This is a genomic window from Neptuniibacter sp. QD29_5 (assembly GCF_047778125.1).
Classification (GTDB): domain Bacteria; phylum Pseudomonadota; class Gammaproteobacteria; order Pseudomonadales; family Balneatricaceae; genus Neptuniibacter.
This window is the reverse complement of sequence record NZ_CP180556.1, coordinates 1,081,349-1,098,034: the sequence shown is the minus strand read 5'-3', so window position 1 is coordinate 1,098,034 and position 16,686 is coordinate 1,081,349. Positions and strand designations below refer to the sequence as shown.

The window sequence follows — 16,686 nt, the reverse complement described above, 5'->3', positions numbered from 1 at the left end:
CCATAAAAACTAAGGCAAAACGCATGACTAAACAACGCATACAGTTTTTCTTAGCCATCAACCCTAGCCTCCTGCCAATTTGACGGTAAAGCCTTCTTTTTCCAGCAACGCTTTCAGTTTATCTCGCTGATCTCCTTGAATCTCTACTATTCCATCTTTCAAGGCACCACCTGTACCGCAAACCTTTTTCAGTTTTTTAGCCAAAGCCTTAAGTTCTTTTTCAGCTAGAGGGATCCCCGTAATTGTCGTTACGCCTTTACCCTTTCGGCCAGAGGTTTCACGACGAATACGAACAATACCATCAAGGTTATCCAGCCGATTTTTATCTTCCAGTTCTGCACAAACACATTCAGATATAGCTTCACCACAACCCGAGCAAAGCTGCCCTTTTTCTGTGGAGTAAACCAAACTGCCTAATTGATCTTTTAATGAAGCCACTGAATAAACCTTTGTCGATATAAAAATCTTATTATATGAGAAATCCCAGCTCGCCCCTAACTTAAGCCACCAATTTGTCGAGCCAAATAGGTCGCGTAGTTATCTGTCATACCACTAATAAAATCTAATGCGCGCATGTAGGCCTTATAAAGTGGTAATTCCGTCGCTGGAGCATGAATCCCCATTAAACTGATAATTCGATCGCTACGATAGCTCAAGCCTTTACCCTGCAATTGATAGTTATCATGCACCGCATGGCAAAATGCTTCGAGCAATACCCCTAGGGTTGTATACGCACCAACTTCTAGCTCAGTTTTTCGCGTATCTGGAAATACTTTTTCCTGTGCTAGTTTTTTAGCTTGATATAGGCCATCACGCACACCAGGATCGCCATCAACTAAAAGTTCACCGGAGTACTCACCGCGCATGATTAAGTACTGATTGTCCATATAAGCTTGGACCGCAGAACTGACCATATGCTTCATCGCCATACCTCTCAATGCCGAAATTTTACGACGAGCAGAAGCTTGTGACGTGAAGATCTCTGCCTCATAAGATGTATCACCACAGAGTGTTAGCAAGATCGGTTTGATCTCATCGAAGGTCAAAATATTCAATTCAATGGCATCTTCCAGATCTAAAATGGCATAACAAATGTCATCTGCAGCCTCCATCAAATAGGTCAGTGGATGGCGACACCAACAGCCTTTAGACTTCTCAATTAGGCCTAATTCTTTGCCTAACTTATTTAAGATGCCGACTTCGGTTTGATAGGCACTGAACTTACCTTTATCCCCCGAATAATCTGCACTCCAAGGGTATTTTAAAAGCGCACCAAGAGTTGGGTAAGTTAAGCGAAGGCCTCCATCAAACAGATGATTTTCAATGCGGGTGACAACACGAAACCCTTGAGCATTACCTTCAAAGGTCATCAGGTCTAGCCGTTCTGAGTCGGAAAGGTTTTCCAGTAATGCACTGTTTTCTTGGCGTTTAAACCAATCCCTTATCGCATACTCGCCCGCATGCCCAAAGGGGGGGTTGCCAATATCATGTGCTAAGCAGGCAGATTGTACGATCATTCCTATATCGTAGGCCGTTGCCCATTCGGGAAGCTGATCCTGAATTAACTCACCTACGCGTATACCTAAGGTTCGCCCTAAACTTCCCACCTCTATAGAATGAGTTAAACGCGTGTGTATATGATCATTTAAGGACATTGGGTGAACTTGCGTTTTCCGCCCTAACCGCCTGAAAGCACTCGAGAAAATAATCCTATCCTGATCTTTATGAAAATGACTTCTCCCAAACTCATCTTCAGGCACTTCGGCATGGCCGTAACGCTTAGTTGTGAGTAACTGTTGCCACTGCATTTCCATGTAGTACTCTCCGCTCAACAACATCATTAAGACTTATATTGTCGGCCAGTTAATGGCTTTCTATATATGCCTAGTCTTTTTGGTCAACAATTCACGATTCATTAAGCATCCACTATTAGCTTTTTCGCCTCATCACCAATCGCTTTGAGTGCACCTTCAGTTTCCTCAGTCGGCTTTTTAGAAAAGCTCAATCGCACAAAGTTTCTATACTTGCCCGATGCAGAGAAGATAACCCCAGGCGCAATACTAACTTTCTTAGCTTCGAGTCTTTTGTTCAATTTTATTGAATCAACAGCAACAGGAAATTCTACCCACAACAGATATCCACCCTCTGGATAACTCATGCGGGTACCTTCAGGAAAGTAACGTCTTACAAGATCTATCATCATATCTCGGCTGTGATGATATTGAGCTCTCACCTTTCTAAGGTGGCGTTCGTAATATCCTTTGGCAATAAACTCAGCAACAGCTTCCTGCTGAACTGGAGGGTTGCTCACTGTCGAAACAAACTTCTTGTGCAATACCCTTTCAGTACATTGACCAGGCGCGACCCAACCTAATCGCAAACCATAAGCAATGGTTTTAGAAAAAGAGGAACAAAGCAAGACGCGACCTTCGTCATCAAAGGATTTAATAGTCCTCGGGCGGGGGGATTTATAGAAAAGATCGCCGTAAATATCATCCTCAATGATCGGAATATCATACTGTTGCGCTAACCTTAACAACTCCTTTTTGCGGTTTTCTGGCATAGTGTATCCAAGGGGATTGTTGCAGGTTGGCGTCACTTGGATCGCAGCGATAGGCCACTGCTCTAATGCCAATTCTAATGCTTCTAAACTGATACCCGTTTCAGGATGCGTTGGGATCTCCATAGCTTTTAAACCTAACGCCTTAATCGCCTGAGTCGAACCATAGAAACTTGGAGAGTCCGTAGCTACGACATCACCGGGTTTAGTCGTTGCCCGCAAACTGCAAACCAAAGCCTCCTGACAACCGCTGGTAATAATGATGTCATCATGATGAAGCTTACATCCTGAATCTGAAGCTAATCGCGCAATCTGCTTACGAAGCTTTTCGCTTCCTTGAATCTCACTGTAATTTAGAAATTGCTCTGACTGTAAACCTGCAGAATGGGTTAGCGCTTTCAGCAAAGGCTTTAATGTTGGGATATTAATTTCTGGGCTCGCAGTGCCTAAAGCAATATGCCCACTTCCTTTAGCGCTGTTTAAGAGGTGATAAACCTGCTCCCAATGTGACACTTCTAAAGGACGCTGTGCCGGGCGGCTCACCTCTGGTAAATCCGGCGCCTCTCCTCTGGACTTTACGTAGTACCCAGATTTAGGCCTTACTTCAACAAACCCATTTTCCTCTAGGCGAAGATAAGCTTCTTGAACTGTCGAAATACTGACTTCTCTCTCCTTACTTAACGATCTTATCGAAGGCAGCTTGCTCCCTACAGGGTAATAGCCCTGTTCTATTCGCTTAACTAAAGCTTCCTGGAGCTGCTCATACAGTTTCATAAAAAATGACCATTACAGAGAAAATTTACAGTACAGATAAAGTAAAACTTAGCAGCACAGAGATAATTAAACAAATCTGTAACGCCTAATAAATAATTTTCTAAATCTGTATACCACCAACTACCTAATTTAACATTACCCCATGATCAAAAATCAACATCTGTACATGTTTTTTAGAAAACATACAAATCCTAGACAATACAGATACAGGAGCACAAACAATGCAACGTCACTTAAAACTGTCCAGTTTATTATTAGGAGGGCTGCTACTAAGCGGATGTGATAGCAGCTACCACCCGTTCGATGGCAAAAGCGGATTCAGCTTTAGCCCGATCAATAGTGATGAATACAGCGTAGAATATTTTGGGGACAAAAAAAGCAGTCAGAAAGACGTAGAAACAATGTGGCATCATGCTGCAAGGGAGTTGTGCCGAGGCGGAGCATATCAGCATCAGATTTTTTCACGCTCTTCAGAAAAGCAAGCAGTAGCACAGTATGGTGGCGGAAACATTCTTCCAGAAAGCACTACTTATCAGATTAAAGGGGATATCCTTTGTCTTGCACCTAACCTAGCAAACAAGGCAGTTATCAAAGATAGAGTGCTACTTGGCAAACACTTTTCCTCCGATCAACTTGAAAGCGGGAGCGCCACGAATTAATGCTTCACGCGCAAACACCATCCGACATTCCGGACATTCGCAAGGAGTCTTTGTATGATCTTCATTGATCCGTTCTTTGAAGCACTTTACTAAGGCTCCTTTTCCTCCTTTACGATACTTGAACAACAACGTCTTACATTTAGCACAGTACACATCTACCGTAGTTGTTGGCCCCTTTTTATTAGGCTTTGCCATACTTCCATTATTTCCTTAAAACCGATCCGTTCGCTGACCCAGTTCATTATTAGCCGAATACCCTGTAATTTAGATCCGCTATTATCTATCCTCACCAAGAAAATTGGCATAAAAAAAAGCGGACATAAATGCCCGCTTTAACAACCTAGTTTCTTTTACGTTTTAAACTGGTTTACCAAAGATGTTAGGCGCTGTTCGAGCTGCGACATTTCCGCTGTGGTCGCAGATAGCCTATCAGCATTACCACTCGCTTTTTCAGAGATATCAGCAATATGTTGAATACTTCTACTGAGCTCATCTGCCACAGCTGTTTGCTGCTCCGCAGCAGTCGCTATCTGAGTACTCATGCCACTTATATCACTAACTGACGTAGTTATTGTATTTAACTGATCCCCAGTATGACTCGCTTTTTCAACTGTACGATCTGTCTGCTCACGACTACGTTCCATCTCCTGAACAGCTTGGCGCGCACCTGATTGAAGTTTTTCAATCATTGATTGAATTTCATCAGTACTTTGCTGTGTTCTGTTCGCTAGTGTTCTTACTTCGTCAGCTACAACCGAGAAGCCACGCCCTTGCTCACCAGCCCTTGCAGCCTCAATCGCCGCATTTAGAGCAAGTAGATTAGTCTGATCAGCTATTTCTTTAATAACATTGATAACAGTACCAATATGCTCTGAATCACGATCGAGTTGACCAATAACATCTGCCGCATTATTGACCCCACTTTGTAGTGACTGAATAGAATCAATGGTTTCATTAACGACTATCTGACCACCCTGCGCAGATTCATCTGCTGTTTGTGCAGAGTGTGATGCATTAGTCGCATTTGTAGAGACTTCTTGCACTGCAGCGGCCATCTGATGAATTGCAGCAGCGACTTGCTCTGTTTCCTGTCGCTGATCGTTCACCTCTAGCCGAGTATCATCAACAACACCGGTCATACGAGAAGTTGCCATTGAGAGCTCTTCGATTGAAGATTTCACCTCGATAATGAGAGACTGAATCTTAGCAGCAAACGCGTTAAAGCCATGGGATAACTCACCCACTTCACCTTTCACATTGGTATCCAAACGTTTGCTTAAATCACCCTCACCTTCACCAATATCTTTTAATGCTGCTGCCGCAGCAGCTAATGGGCTCGCAATACTATTTGCCACCATCACTGAAACTAAGCCAAACACAACCACAAAACCGCCACCGATCATTAAAATGAACATCATAGTATTGGTAATTTCCGCTTCTAACTTTTCTGTGGCTGCAGCAACCTGATCATCTATATCATCAATATAAAAACCTGTACCTATCATCCACTCCCATTTATCAAGACCAATGGCATAACTCAGTTTATCGACATCTGCATTTTTTGATGGTTTCGTCCAAACGTAGGTTAGGTAGTCCCCGCCTTTCTTCGCAGCTGTTATCAGCTCCTGAATAATCAGCACGCCATTTTTATCTTTCAACCCCATCAAATTCTTACCGCGCAACTGCGGCTTTGGCCGTGTGGCTAAATTAGTGCCATCATATTTGTACGCAAAGATATAACCGTCGCCTTTTTCCCCATAAGTAAGCTCGGTTAAGATATTCAACGCTTGTTCCTGCGCGTACAGATCTTCTTTATCTGTTCCCTCATAAATATGCTTAATCGATGATGTTGCTAGATCAACATAGCTCTTCAATGAATCTTTTTTACTAGCCATTAATTCGGTTCGCAGCTCCTCAATTTCATGCTCACCTAGAGCCCTTAACTGAAAATTCACAACGACCATTACAACACCTAATACCGCAATCAACGGTATCAATGTTAATAAAAGCATTTTATGTTTTAGCGCCATATTGCCCATGAGTTAACTCACCCCAACTCTTGCTTTGCGGCTCAGGGCATATAGGTATGCACCTGAGAATGTCCACATTTAAAACCGCATTTATAGTTATAGTTTCGCAAAGCCTGTGCTTTCTAATTTAATTATTCTTAACACTGACTATGCGGCTTTTAGTTCGATACAGTTCCCATCTGGATCTTCGATGTAAACTGAACTGCCAAAGCCTGTTGCACCGTTTCTGTTTTCAACCCGCCCATAAGGCACTCCTTCCCTCCCCAAAAAAGGAAATAACACCTCGGGTTCAAATGGTTTAATCCTCAAACAAAAATGATCAAGATTTGCGTGCTTGCTTCGCTCTTTAACCGGTTTGATATCAATCAGAGAGTCACCTGCTCTGAGTTGATAAATCAGAGGACTTTCCACCTTACGAATCAGTTCGCAGCCAAGAACACGGACATAAAAATCCAAACACGCTTCCTCATTAAGAGTGTTTAGAACAATGTGATCTAGCTTTTCTATCGTAAAGCTCATAAGCGCCTCCAGTAGAGCTCACAATTCGTAGAATCAGAACGGCTCAACAGTACTTAGGAGTTACATACTCTACTACTATAGAACGAATATCAAAGATAGCAAAACTCTTTTGATATCAGACAATTGCTCAATTGATGACTAACAGGCCATTAACACGAAATGATAGGGAAATAACTGAGGTGACGACGGGTTTGATAATTAGGTAATATGCCAACAAATAAATCTAATTGTTGATAAGACTATGTTTAAAAAATTACTCACAATTTTTACGCTTACGTTTTCCCTAGCAAACGTTGCTTTAGCTGAACAAGCTAACCCTCAGATTGTTATGAAAACCAATTTGGGTGACATCAAACTTGAGCTATACCCTGAAAAAGCCCCGATCACGGTTAAAAACTTCCTAGATTATGTAGATAGCGGTTTCTATGAAGGCACGATTTTCCACCGCACAATTGCTGGTTTTATGATTCAGGGAGGAGGGTTCACCGTAGATATGCACCAAAAAGATACCAAAGAACCAATTCAAAACGAATCGAATAATGGCCTAAGTAACCTTCAGGGTACTATTTCAATGGCTCGGACCAATTACCCACATAGCGCTACATCTCAGTTTTTTATCAATGCTGTAAACAACTACAGACTAGACGGTAGCAACAGAAGACCAGGCTATGCCGTATTCGGAAAAGTAACAGACGGTATGGATTTGGTTGTAAGAATCAGCCGCAGTCCTACTGCCCCAAAATCAGGCCATCGCGATGTTCCGAAACAGCCTGTGATTATTGAGAAAATCACTCGCTTCGACGCTGCATCAAAGCCGGAGTAACCTTAACCTATTCGCGTTACTCACAACTGTAACCGAAGACATGGCCATGGCAGCGCCTGCTATGGCCGGATTCAGAAGAATACCAGCCACTGGAAATAAGATTCCCGCTGCAACAGGGATTGCTAACCCGTTGTAAATAAATGCTCCGAACAAGTTCTGACGAATATTTTGAACCGTTTGTTTAGACAGATTGATCGCTTTCTCAACGCCTTTTAAAGATCCAGATATCAGGGTGACATCCGAACTCGCGATCGCAATGTCAGAGCCAGAGCCAATTGCATAACTAAGATCGGCTTGTGCTAATGCTGGCGCATCATTTACACCATCGCCAACCATCGCCACCACTTCACCTTGCTCCTGCAAATTTTGAATAACTGCCTGCTTTTCGTCAGGCCTCACATCCGCGAAGACTTGAGCAATCCCCACTGACTTTGCCACAGCATTTGCTGTTTTACTGTTATCCCCAGAGAGTAAAACAACGTTTAAACCTGAAGCTTTAAGCGCACTAATCGCCTTTTCCGAGTCTTCTTTAATCGGATCTGCAACACCAAACAAGGCAACAAGCTGGTCATTTTGCGCTACAAAGACAAGGGATTTAGATTCGTTACTCCATTTAGAAACCACTTCTTTTACTTCGCTACAATCAACTTGGTTTTCGCCCATCCATGCTTGATTGCCGATATACCATTTGCCAGAGTCAGTTTCTGCTATAATCCCTAGCCCAGATACATTCTGAAAATTCGTAACGTCTACTGACAGTTCCCCACCTGCAAACTGCTTAACCAATGCAGCAGCCAACGGATGCTCCGAATGAGCCTCAGTAGCAGCCACTGTTGTTCTAACCATGGTCTGATCATCATGCAAAAACAACTGATCAGTAACAACAGGCTCACCTTGAGTCACTGTACCGGTTTTATCTAACACAACGACCGAGATTTTTTCAGCTAACTGCAGAGCATCGGCATTACGAATCAAAATACCGTTTTGTGCAGCTTTACCCACCGCAACCATAACTGACATCGGTGTAGCTAAGCCTAAAGCGCAAGGACATGCGATGATTAGGACTGTCATCATGGTAATTATGGCGTAGGTCAACTGAGGCTCTGGGCCGAACAGCCACCAAATGATAGCTGTCACAACAGCTAAACCCATGACTACTGGAACAAAAATAGCTGCAATTTTATCGGCTAACTTTCCAAGCTCGGGCTTACAGTTTTGAGCTTCACGCACCGCTTCGATGATTTGCGCAAGAACAGTGTGAGAACCAATCTGCTCAACTTTTATCAATAAGCTGCCTGATCCATTTAAAGTTCCACCCACCACAGAGCTACCTGCCTCTTTATTCACAGGCATAGATTCACCAGTCAGCATAGATTCATCGACATAACTACTCCCTGATACTACCTGGCCATCGATAGGTACACGCTCCCCTGGACGAACACGGATTTCATCACCTAACGCAAGTAACTCAACGGGTACTTCTTTTTCCTCTCCGTCACGTACACGAAGCGCTGTAGAAGGCCGAAGGTTCATAAGGCTACGAACAGCATCACCGGTTTTCTTTCGTGCTCGTGCCTCCAATGCCTGCCCAAGTAGAATAAAACCAAGAATCATCACAGAAGCTTCGTAATAAAGATGGCGTGCTTCCATAGGCAGTTCGATACCTACTACAGAAACAAGCAATAGACCCGTAGAATAAATCCACGCAGCCCCTGTCCCTAAAGCGATTAAGCTATCCATATTAAATCGCCCCAGAAAGGCTGATTTATAAGCACCTTGATAGATATGCCCTGCACAGAAAAACATCAAAATCAGCGCTGCGACACCCGTTACAGCCCCTACCCATAATCCTGAAGCTGTCGTTATATCTGGCATCATGCCTAGCCAACCTTGAAACATAAGCAGGGCACCAAACGCCAAACCGATGACACTGCGCTTAAGCGTTATCTGATACTGTCTGTTTTCTCGCGCTTCAATCTGTTCTAAATCAGTTTCATCAGCAATCTCTTCTGCACCATACCCCGCACTTTCAACTGCAGCGATAACTTGCTCAACACTGGATGTAGAGGAAACACTTAAGCTTCGATCAGCAAAATTAACTGCATAGTCCTCAATCACATCTGCTTGCTGTAAGCCTTTTTCCAATGACCTAACACAGCCTGCACATTTAACACCTTGCAAAGACAACCGATAAATCATGAAGAAACCTGTCGTATGGTTAATAGATAGAGAAATTACGTGATGAAACTACCTTAAGCATAAACCCTAAAGCTAACTATAGGGTCAAGGGTATATTAGAGGGGATGTAAGGGGTAAAGCGGCTACGACTGCTTTTCCATAGCAACATAACTGCCACTAAGGCGCATTGCGACTTTGTCTTTCTGCTTAATTTCGATCACCAGATCCATTCGCGCACGGCCTTTAGTCTGCATTTTTTGATCAAAAACACCTAACACTTCTACATCAGGTAGATGACATTCGGCGGTAAAGTCAGAGGTTACTGGTAGGAAATACTCCAGTTTACTCTCTCTGATAACCACATCGTCATCCCTCTCTTGGGCACGGAGGTACAAAGTAACAGCACTCCAACCACAAAGTGTTGATAGAGTTGCTAGTGATCCGCCAAACCCTGTGCCTTTATCATTTACATTAGGAGCAAGCGCAGCAGACATTAGCAAGCGCTTGCCATCCCAATCTAAAGGCTTTACTCCCATATGATTAACCAATGGGATTTGTGATTTAAGCCAAGTAAGAAACTCAGTGGTGCTGTTCGCTTCGCTCATAGGTCTCACCTATACGCCGGTCCATTCAATGACATACTCCTGCTGATCATGCACAGGAGCCTTGCGCAATTTCTTCGGCGTTCCTAAGTAGATATAACCAATAATCGTTTCCTGCTCAGTTAAACCCAAGCCTTCACGTACAACAGAGTTGTAAGCCATATCACCTGTTCGCCACATAGCCCCTAGACCCTGAGCATAAGCGGCCAAAATCATATTCTGAGCGGCACAGCCTGCTGAAACTTCCTGCTCTAAAACAGGAATTTTAGGGCTATCTTTGACTGCGGCAATAACAACTAACATGCATGGCGCTCGAAGAGGCATCGCACGAATTTTATCTTGTTTTGCATCAGGCAGTTCTGCATCGTTGGCCAAAGCACCGCGGAGACAAAGCTCACCAAGCTTTGCTCTCGCTTCGCCTTGCACAGACAAAAAGCGCCATGGACGCAGCGCTCCATGATCGGGCGCACGTAAAGCCGCTTGGTAAATATTCTTCAACTGCTCTTCGGTTGGACCTGGCTCATTCAAAACAGGGCAAGAAACACGATTATGTAGTAATTCTAAAGCTTCCATACAACCCTCTACTGGCGGCTCAAACGCAGATTATCAATATCTTCAGAATCACTACTTCTGAATGGATTAATATCTAAACCACCACGACGAACATAACGTGCATAAACATTTAGGCTCTGTGGCTTACAACGCTCCCAAATGTGCATAAAAATATTTTCTACACATTGCTCATGGAAATCGCCATGTTCACGATAAGAGATGATGTATTTAAGTAGACCTTCTCTATCGATCTCTTTACCACAATAACTAATACCGAGCGTCGCCCAATCAGGCTGCCCCGTAACAGGACAGTTTGATTTGAGAAGATGGCTATAAAGCACCTCCTCAACATCATCTTCACCCGTTGTTAATAACTCTGGCGCTGGTGTGTATTGGGTAATCTCAACATCCTGATTATCGATACAGAAACCAGTGAATTGACCAAATTCTGGTGCTTGATCTGGATGGTAAATGCGAACTTCCACGCGCCCACCAGCCGCTGCCGATAGATCTTCGATTAAGCGCTCTTTTACTTCGCTTTCAGAGGAAAATTTACTGAGGTTGAATGAGTTTAAATACAGCTTAAACGACTTAGACTCGATAATATTTTCAGAATCAGCGAAGACCTTAAACTCAGCTAAACGCACCTCGGGTTTACCACGCTGGTTCAACCAAGACATCTCATAGGCATTCCAAATATCAACGCCTACAAATGGCAGCTCTTTACGCTCTACGCCTTGTTCTTTCCAATTTACATCCCGTGCAATTGGATACAACAAACTTGGATCATAGCTGTTAACGTACTCGGTACCTTGCCCTAATGGCGAGCTGGCAATTACATCATGTTCTTTCATTTAACTACGGATACCTTTACCGTTTTGTAGCAGATATAGGGCATATGAAAATAGACCGACGATAAACAGAATAATCATGCCGAAAGCAAACCCTACATTTATATCACTTACACCTAGAATACCGTATCTAAAGGTATTCACCATATACAGAATTGGATTTAACTGAGAAACCCCCTGCCAAAACTCCGGCAGTAACTGTATCGAATAAAACACCCCACCCAAATAGGTCAAAGGCGTTAACACGAAGGTCGGAATGATGCTGATATCATCAAACGAGTTCGCAAAGACAGCATTAATAAATCCGCCTAAAGCAAACAGAACTGAGGTTAGGAAGACAATCGCAATAGTCACCATAAGATTCTGAACCTGAAGATCGGTAAAGAATAGAGACAAGATTGTTACAATTAAACCCACGCCTAATCCACGTGCTACACCACCAAGAACAAAGCCGCTTAAAATCACCCAGTTCGGAACAGGCGAAACTAATAGCTCTTCAATGTTTTTTTGGAACTTAGTGCTGTAAAACGATGACACCACATTACTGTAGGAGTTAGTGATTACTGACATCATAATCAGACCAGGTACAATATATTCCATATAGTCAAAGCCACCCATCTCACCGATCCGGCTGCCGATCAGATTACCGAAGATGATGAAATACAGTGTCATAGTGATTGCAGGCGGTAGAAGCGTCTGAGCCCAGATCCGCATAAAACGCTTTATTTCGCGTCGAACAATGGTCCAGAAAGCTACCAATAAATCTTGGGTATTCATGCCTAATCCTAATCCAAACTTTTATCTACTAATGCAACAAACAACTCTTCCAATCGATTGGATTTGTTTCGCATACTACTGACATTTACACCCTGCTTCTCTAGCTCAACAAAGAGCGTATTCAAGCCCTGGTGCTTTTCAACATCCACTTCTAACAGGTGGTCGCCTTGCAATCGGATCGGATAACCCGAGACCACTGGCGCTGTTTCTAAGTTTGAATCGAGATCAAGCAGGAAGGTTTCAGTATTCAGCTGCTGTAACAGAGCTCGCATACTGGTGTTTTTAACAATATTGCCCTGATCGATGATCGCAATATTACGACAAAGACTTTCCGCTTCTTCCAGATAATGCGTTGTCAGAATGATTGTGGTTCCTGCGGCATTGATCTCTTGTAAGAACTCCCACATGGAACGTCTTAATTCGATATCTACACCTGCTGTAGGCTCATCTAGAATCAAAAGTTTTGGATCATGCATCAATGCTCGTGCAATCATTAAACGACGTTTCATACCACCCGACAGCATGCGAGCAGCACCGTTACGCTTATCCCATAAACCTAGTTGTTTTAGGTAATAATCTGCTCGCTCTCCAGCCGCTTTACGGTTAATACCGTAATAACCTGCCTGAGTAATTAATATATCCCGCACGTTTTCAAACATGTTGAAATTAAACTCTTGCGGAACAACACCCAGATACTTTTTGGCTTGGGTTAAATCCTTATCTAAATCCACCCCAAAGATCGATACGCTTCCCGATGTTTTATTTACTAAGGAGGAGACGATACCCAAGGTTGTCGATTTACCAGCACCATTAGGGCCAAGCAAGGCAAAGAAATCCCCTTGTTGAACATCAAAGGAGATATCCTTTAATGCCTCAAAGCCATTTCCATAGACTTTACGCAGGTTTTTAATAGAGAGCGCTAACGTCATTTATCTTTCCAAAATATAAGCAGGTAATTATCCAATTCAGCTTAAAGCTAAGTGAACGGGATCTCTCTTCGTAAGATTTCAACAAACTGTGCAAATACAGGATTAAGTCAGGTGTAAGGCTGGCTGCAATGAGCCTGAGCTTATAAAATAACCCTGTCCATTATCTGGAGAGCAAAATGACATCTTACCAAATTCATCACCTGAATTTCTTAAAAATTGCTTACAATAACTTTATTAATCGAGATCCTTTCAAATCAGAAACACCGACTCAAGATGATTTGGATTTTATCGAGGAATTTCAGCAGCTAATTGAGAATTTCGAATCACAAGAAACTGGCGTTTATGATCAAGGCGCTGATTTCATAGATAAGGCATTCCGTCGCTATCCAGAGCTAGCACACCTTATTGCCCGCGATCTTCTTTGGTTTTTTGGCGGCAATAATCTGCACAATATGACGGATGATGAGATTCAGAAATTCCAGAAGCTTGATGAAATGCGTTTTGAAGCTGAAGAAAATGATGAAGAATTTGACTACATCAATAAACGCGCGGGCTTATTCGGTCAGAACTAATTAGCTGAGAAAATCTAAGCCATCTCTATTCAAACGAAATTTCAACTGCCTGATTCATAACAAAATCAGGCAGTTCTTCGACAGGTAAAGGACGACTAAAATAATAACCTTGTATCAAATGACAGCCATGCTGTCGCAAGTAAGATAGCTGATCACTAGTCTCAACACCTTCAGCCAAAGCCTCAAGACCTAGACTCTGCGCTAATACAATAATCGCCTTAACAATGGCTTCCCCTTCCGAATTAACTCCAATATCTCGCACAAAGCTTTGATCAATTTTCAAAGTATTCAAAGGTAATTTTTTCAAATAACTTAGAGACGAAAAACCTGTTCCAAAATCATCCATAGAAAGGGAAAGCCCCATTTCACGGAATTTATGAAGCTTGGGAATAGTTATTTCAGGCTGTCTCAATAGAAAGTTCTCGGTTACCTCAAGGTCTAAAAGCTCAGGGCTTATACCTGTTTCTCGAATAACTCGCCTTACTGTAGGAAGTAAGCTTTCATGCATAATCTGCTGCCCAGCAATATTCACCCCGATACGGATATCCATGCCTTGATCATGCCAAGCCTTACCATTACGACACGCTTCCTCTAGAACCCATTCACCAATAGGTACAATAAGCCCCTGCTCTTCAGCAAGAGGAATAAATTTAGCCGGAGAAATCATTCCCGCTTCTTCGTGCTGCCAACGCAATAGGGCTTCAACCCCCATTACACTGCCGTCTCTCGCATCAATTTGCGGCTGATAGAAAATTCTAAATTCTTCCTTCTCTAGAGCTCGACGAAGATCATTCACCAACGAGAAACGCTCGTAGCGCAGACTTCCTTGCTCGTCATGATAAAAGCGTAACTGATTTTTCCCACTTTCTTTGGCATCGAACATTGCCACGTCAGCATGCTGAATCAAGCTAATTACATCACGTCCATGCTCAGGAAAAAGAGAGATACCGATACTGACCGTACTGAATATTTCATAACCATCAATAAAGAAAGACTGCCTAAACGCTCTAAGAATATGCTGCGCCACCAGTTCGACTTCACGAACTGAACTTCTACCTTCAAGCAGAATAGTAAATTCATCTCCACCTAAACGCGCCAAAACACCATCGTTGGCGATAACCGTTTGGATACGTTCAGCCGTTTGCTGTAACAGCTCATCCCCTATTGGGTGTCCAAGTGAATCGTTTACATCTTTGAAAGAATCTAAATCACAGAAAAGCACAGCTACAATGCTGTCATCAGCTTCACATCGACGAATTGCACTCTCTACTTTTTCATTAAAGAACAAACGATTTGGAAGCGCAGTTAATGGATCGTGATTCGCCATCCAAATAAGGCGTTTTTCCGCATGCTGACGTTCAGTAAAATCCAAACCTATAGACAATATCTGCGCATCGGCACCTGGAGTATTTAGAACAGAGTGTAACCAAGAAATTTGAAGCATTTGCCCAGTGCTTGATCGTATTGAAGACTCAATCTGAACTTTCTGTTCTTTTCGTGTAATCAAGCTATCTAGAAGTGACTGATGAGCATCGTGCTGTTTAGGATCATGATTCAAATCTAAAAAATGCAGTAGCTTTGCTTCAGATGCAGGCAGCCCTAACACTTCCTGCCCAAATCGATTTAGCGTAACTATATTTCCGCTGTTATCCAGAGTAAGAATAATGGTTTCAGCCGTATCAAGCAGACTGGTAACAAAATCTCTTTCTGCTTCCAACTGCACCGAACGCTCTGTTAAATTTTGCGCCCGCTCAAGTAAAGAGGTCTCCAGCCTCTCTAATTGATTGGCTAATTCCAGAGTACTGCCTTTTAGTAGATCTAATTCATCTTCGCAGATGACCTTACGCTGAATAGCGCGCAAACGCTGACGCATTTCTGTAAAGGCACTACCAGCCAAGAGAGGCAGTAAAACGGATATCTCGGTGATAATATTTAGTGGAGAACGAATCATCACCAATTGAAACAGAGCCGCTAAAAATAGACCCGCACCAGATACCGTCAGCTGCTGCAAAAGCTCAGCTTTAGCCTCACGGTATTTTTGGGTGTGATCATCAATTAAGATCCAATAGGCCGCTCCAGGCTCAGCCCCTAAAGGAGATTGAAGAATAACCTGATACTTTCTCTCACTGCTATCAACTTCAAATACACCTCCTTTTGGTGGAATGCTCTTTTCACTGACCAACTTGTTAAGCAGCGTTACGTTTTCCGACTTATGAGTCAGATATTTTAGATCAAGCTTCCATAAACGAGCTGCTTTTACTTGGCTTTCTGGCTGAACAGCCAAACCGATATCTCTGCCGCTTTGCTTCTTAAAATCAAGAATAATGTCACGCATTTCACGCCCTACCACCATAACCCCGACACTATCCTTTTCAAGGCGGACTGGCATAGCAACATAACGTAAACATTCATTGACACAATAGAAGTAGTTATAAGGTGCTTCTTTAGATAAAACTTGAGATATTACAGAGAAAGGAAGCGCAACCACGATGCCTTGCTTGTGAAGCGCTTGACCATATTGATCATATAGATAAACAGCATCCATTGTGCCATTCAGCAGTAACCTTGGAAAATAACGTTCAATAGACTCAATATAGGCGCCGGCAGAAGCCCCCCCAGCGTCGACAACCATCGGAATCATCTGCCCCATTTCCAGCAAACGATCGTAGGAGGAAGAGACTAAACCCTCCAATACAAAAAGGTCTCGCTCTGAAGATTCAAGCTGTTGCTGAGTAGTCTTTTGGGTCAACTGCACATAGGAATAATAACTATACGCCAGATGCAAAACAGCTAGCACTAAAACAAGGTGAAGTAAAACCTTCCAGCGCAGACTCAAAAAAGGCCTTTCCTTTAAGCTCTC

15 protein-coding genes are annotated in these 16,686 nt (G+C 42.9%); 3 read left to right on the top strand and 12 right to left on the bottom strand.

Going from position 1 to position 16,686, the window contains the following annotated elements; all coding sequences use genetic code 11:
* Positions 1 to 63: 63 nt before the first annotated feature.
* From ACMXYR_RS04980 to ACMXYR_RS04970, 3 genes are all read right to left on the bottom strand, one after another.
* The gene (locus ACMXYR_RS04980) at positions 64 to 438 is read right to left on the bottom strand and encodes a translation initiation factor Sui1 (protein WP_415903152.1); all 375 of its coding nucleotides are present in this window, start codon (positions 436 to 438) and stop codon (positions 64 to 66) included.
* A gap of 56 nt (positions 439 to 494) precedes the next feature.
* The gene (locus ACMXYR_RS04975) at positions 495 to 1,814 is read right to left on the bottom strand and encodes a deoxyguanosinetriphosphate triphosphohydrolase (RefSeq protein ID WP_415903151.1); all 1,320 of its coding nucleotides are present in this window, start codon (positions 1,812 to 1,814) and stop codon (positions 495 to 497) included.
* Positions 1,815 to 1,915: 101 nt separating this feature from the next.
* Positions 1,916 to 3,334 (bottom strand): PLP-dependent aminotransferase family protein, encoded by a 1,419-nt coding sequence (locus ACMXYR_RS04970; RefSeq protein WP_415903150.1) that lies wholly within the window; start codon positions 3,332 to 3,334, stop codon positions 1,916 to 1,918.
* A gap of 221 nt (positions 3,335 to 3,555) precedes the next feature.
* Here ACMXYR_RS04970 and ACMXYR_RS04965 point away from each other — a divergent pair, with 221 nt between their 5' ends.
* On the top strand, positions 3,556 to 3,993 hold the full coding sequence (locus ACMXYR_RS04965) for a hypothetical protein (RefSeq protein WP_415903149.1): 438 nt from the start codon (positions 3,556 to 3,558) through the stop codon (positions 3,991 to 3,993).
* Positions 3,994 to 4,343: 350 nt separating this feature from the next.
* Here the strand turns inward: ACMXYR_RS04965 and ACMXYR_RS04960 are convergent, their stop codons facing one another.
* Both ACMXYR_RS04960 and ACMXYR_RS04955 read right to left on the bottom strand, forming a co-directional pair.
* Positions 4,344 to 6,032, bottom strand: a complete 1,689-nt coding sequence (locus tag ACMXYR_RS04960; RefSeq protein WP_415903148.1) for a methyl-accepting chemotaxis protein — start codon at positions 6,030 to 6,032, stop codon at positions 4,344 to 4,346.
* A gap of 138 nt (positions 6,033 to 6,170) precedes the next feature.
* Positions 6,171 to 6,542, bottom strand: coding sequence for a VOC family protein (locus tag ACMXYR_RS04955; protein ID WP_415903147.1), 372 nt, complete (start codon positions 6,540 to 6,542; stop codon positions 6,171 to 6,173).
* A gap of 241 nt (positions 6,543 to 6,783) precedes the next feature.
* Between ACMXYR_RS04955 and ACMXYR_RS04950 the strand changes: the two genes are divergently transcribed.
* The gene (locus ACMXYR_RS04950) at positions 6,784 to 7,365 is read left to right on the top strand and encodes a peptidylprolyl isomerase (RefSeq protein ID WP_415903146.1); all 582 of its coding nucleotides are present in this window, start codon (positions 6,784 to 6,786) and stop codon (positions 7,363 to 7,365) included.
* Here ACMXYR_RS04950 and ACMXYR_RS04945 read toward each other — a convergent pair.
* The 6 genes from ACMXYR_RS04945 to ACMXYR_RS04920 all read right to left on the bottom strand — a co-directional run bounded on the left by ACMXYR_RS04945 (position 7,351) and on the right by ACMXYR_RS04920 (position 13,254).
* On the bottom strand, positions 7,351 to 9,564 hold the full coding sequence (locus tag ACMXYR_RS04945; RefSeq protein WP_415903145.1) for a heavy metal translocating P-type ATPase: 2,214 nt from the start codon (positions 9,562 to 9,564) through the stop codon (positions 7,351 to 7,353). The genes ACMXYR_RS04950 and ACMXYR_RS04945 overlap by 15 nt on opposite strands.
* Before the next feature lie 122 nt (positions 9,565 to 9,686).
* Positions 9,687 to 10,148 carry a YiiD C-terminal domain-containing protein gene (locus tag ACMXYR_RS04940; RefSeq protein WP_415903144.1) on the bottom strand — a complete coding sequence of 154 codons (462 nt, stop codon included), beginning with the start codon at positions 10,146 to 10,148 and terminating at the stop codon, positions 9,687 to 9,689.
* A gap of 9 nt (positions 10,149 to 10,157) precedes the next feature.
* Positions 10,158 to 10,718 (bottom strand): NAD(P)H nitroreductase, encoded by a 561-nt coding sequence (locus ACMXYR_RS04935; RefSeq protein WP_415903143.1) that lies wholly within the window; start codon positions 10,716 to 10,718, stop codon positions 10,158 to 10,160.
* An 8-nt stretch (positions 10,719 to 10,726) separates the two neighbouring features.
* Positions 10,727 to 11,551, bottom strand: coding sequence for an NADPH-dependent 7-cyano-7-deazaguanine reductase QueF (gene queF / locus ACMXYR_RS04930; protein WP_415881819.1), 825 nt, complete (start codon positions 11,549 to 11,551; stop codon positions 10,727 to 10,729).
* On the bottom strand, positions 11,552 to 12,325 hold the full coding sequence (locus ACMXYR_RS04925) for an ABC transporter permease (RefSeq protein ID WP_415903142.1): 774 nt from the start codon (positions 12,323 to 12,325) through the stop codon (positions 11,552 to 11,554).
* An 8-nt stretch (positions 12,326 to 12,333) separates the two neighbouring features.
* A complete protein-coding gene (locus ACMXYR_RS04920; RefSeq protein WP_415903141.1) occupies positions 12,334 to 13,254 on the bottom strand; it encodes an ABC transporter ATP-binding protein in 921 nt (306 codons plus the stop codon).
* A gap of 176 nt (positions 13,255 to 13,430) precedes the next feature.
* Between ACMXYR_RS04920 and ACMXYR_RS04915 the strand changes: the two genes are divergently transcribed.
* Positions 13,431 to 13,826: a PA2817 family protein gene (locus tag ACMXYR_RS04915; protein ID WP_415903140.1), complete on the top strand. Its 396-nt coding sequence runs from the start codon at positions 13,431 to 13,433 to the stop codon at positions 13,824 to 13,826.
* 25 nt (positions 13,827 to 13,851) lie between these two features.
* Here the strand turns inward: ACMXYR_RS04915 and ACMXYR_RS04910 are convergent, their stop codons facing one another.
* Positions 13,852 to 16,662 (bottom strand): EAL domain-containing protein, encoded by a 2,811-nt coding sequence (locus tag ACMXYR_RS04910; protein WP_415903139.1) that lies wholly within the window; start codon positions 16,660 to 16,662, stop codon positions 13,852 to 13,854.
* Positions 16,663 to 16,686: the final 24 nt, after the last annotated feature.

Coding starts and splice junctions, on each gene's coding strand:
- ACMXYR_RS04975 (WP_415903151.1), bottom strand. CDS start 1,814: ATGGAAATGCAGTGGCAACAGTTACTCACAACTAAGCGTTACGGCCAT.
- ACMXYR_RS04970 (WP_415903150.1), bottom strand. CDS start 3,334: ATGAAACTGTATGAGCAGCTCCAGGAAGCTTTAGTTAAGCGAATAGAA.
- ACMXYR_RS04965 (WP_415903149.1), top strand. CDS start 3,556: ATGCAACGTCACTTAAAACTGTCCAGTTTATTATTAGGAGGGCTGCTA.
- ACMXYR_RS04960 (WP_415903148.1), bottom strand. CDS start 6,032: ATGGGCAATATGGCGCTAAAACATAAAATGCTTTTATTAACATTGATA.
- ACMXYR_RS04955 (WP_415903147.1), bottom strand. CDS start 6,542: ATGAGCTTTACGATAGAAAAGCTAGATCACATTGTTCTAAACACTCTT.
- ACMXYR_RS04950 (WP_415903146.1), top strand. CDS start 6,784: ATGTTTAAAAAATTACTCACAATTTTTACGCTTACGTTTTCCCTAGCA.
- ACMXYR_RS04945 (WP_415903145.1), bottom strand. CDS start 9,564: ATGATTTATCGGTTGTCTTTGCAAGGTGTTAAATGTGCAGGCTGTGTT.
- ACMXYR_RS04940 (WP_415903144.1), bottom strand. CDS start 10,148: ATGAGCGAAGCGAACAGCACCACTGAGTTTCTTACTTGGCTTAAATCA.
- ACMXYR_RS04935 (WP_415903143.1), bottom strand. CDS start 10,718: ATGGAAGCTTTAGAATTACTACATAATCGTGTTTCTTGCCCTGTTTTG.
- queF (WP_415881819.1), bottom strand. CDS start 11,551: ATGAAAGAACATGATGTAATTGCCAGCTCGCCATTAGGGCAAGGTACC.
- ACMXYR_RS04925 (WP_415903142.1), bottom strand. CDS start 12,325: ATGAATACCCAAGATTTATTGGTAGCTTTCTGGACCATTGTTCGACGC.
- ACMXYR_RS04920 (WP_415903141.1), bottom strand. CDS start 13,254: ATGACGTTAGCGCTCTCTATTAAAAACCTGCGTAAAGTCTATGGAAAT.
- ACMXYR_RS04915 (WP_415903140.1), top strand. CDS start 13,431: ATGACATCTTACCAAATTCATCACCTGAATTTCTTAAAAATTGCTTAC.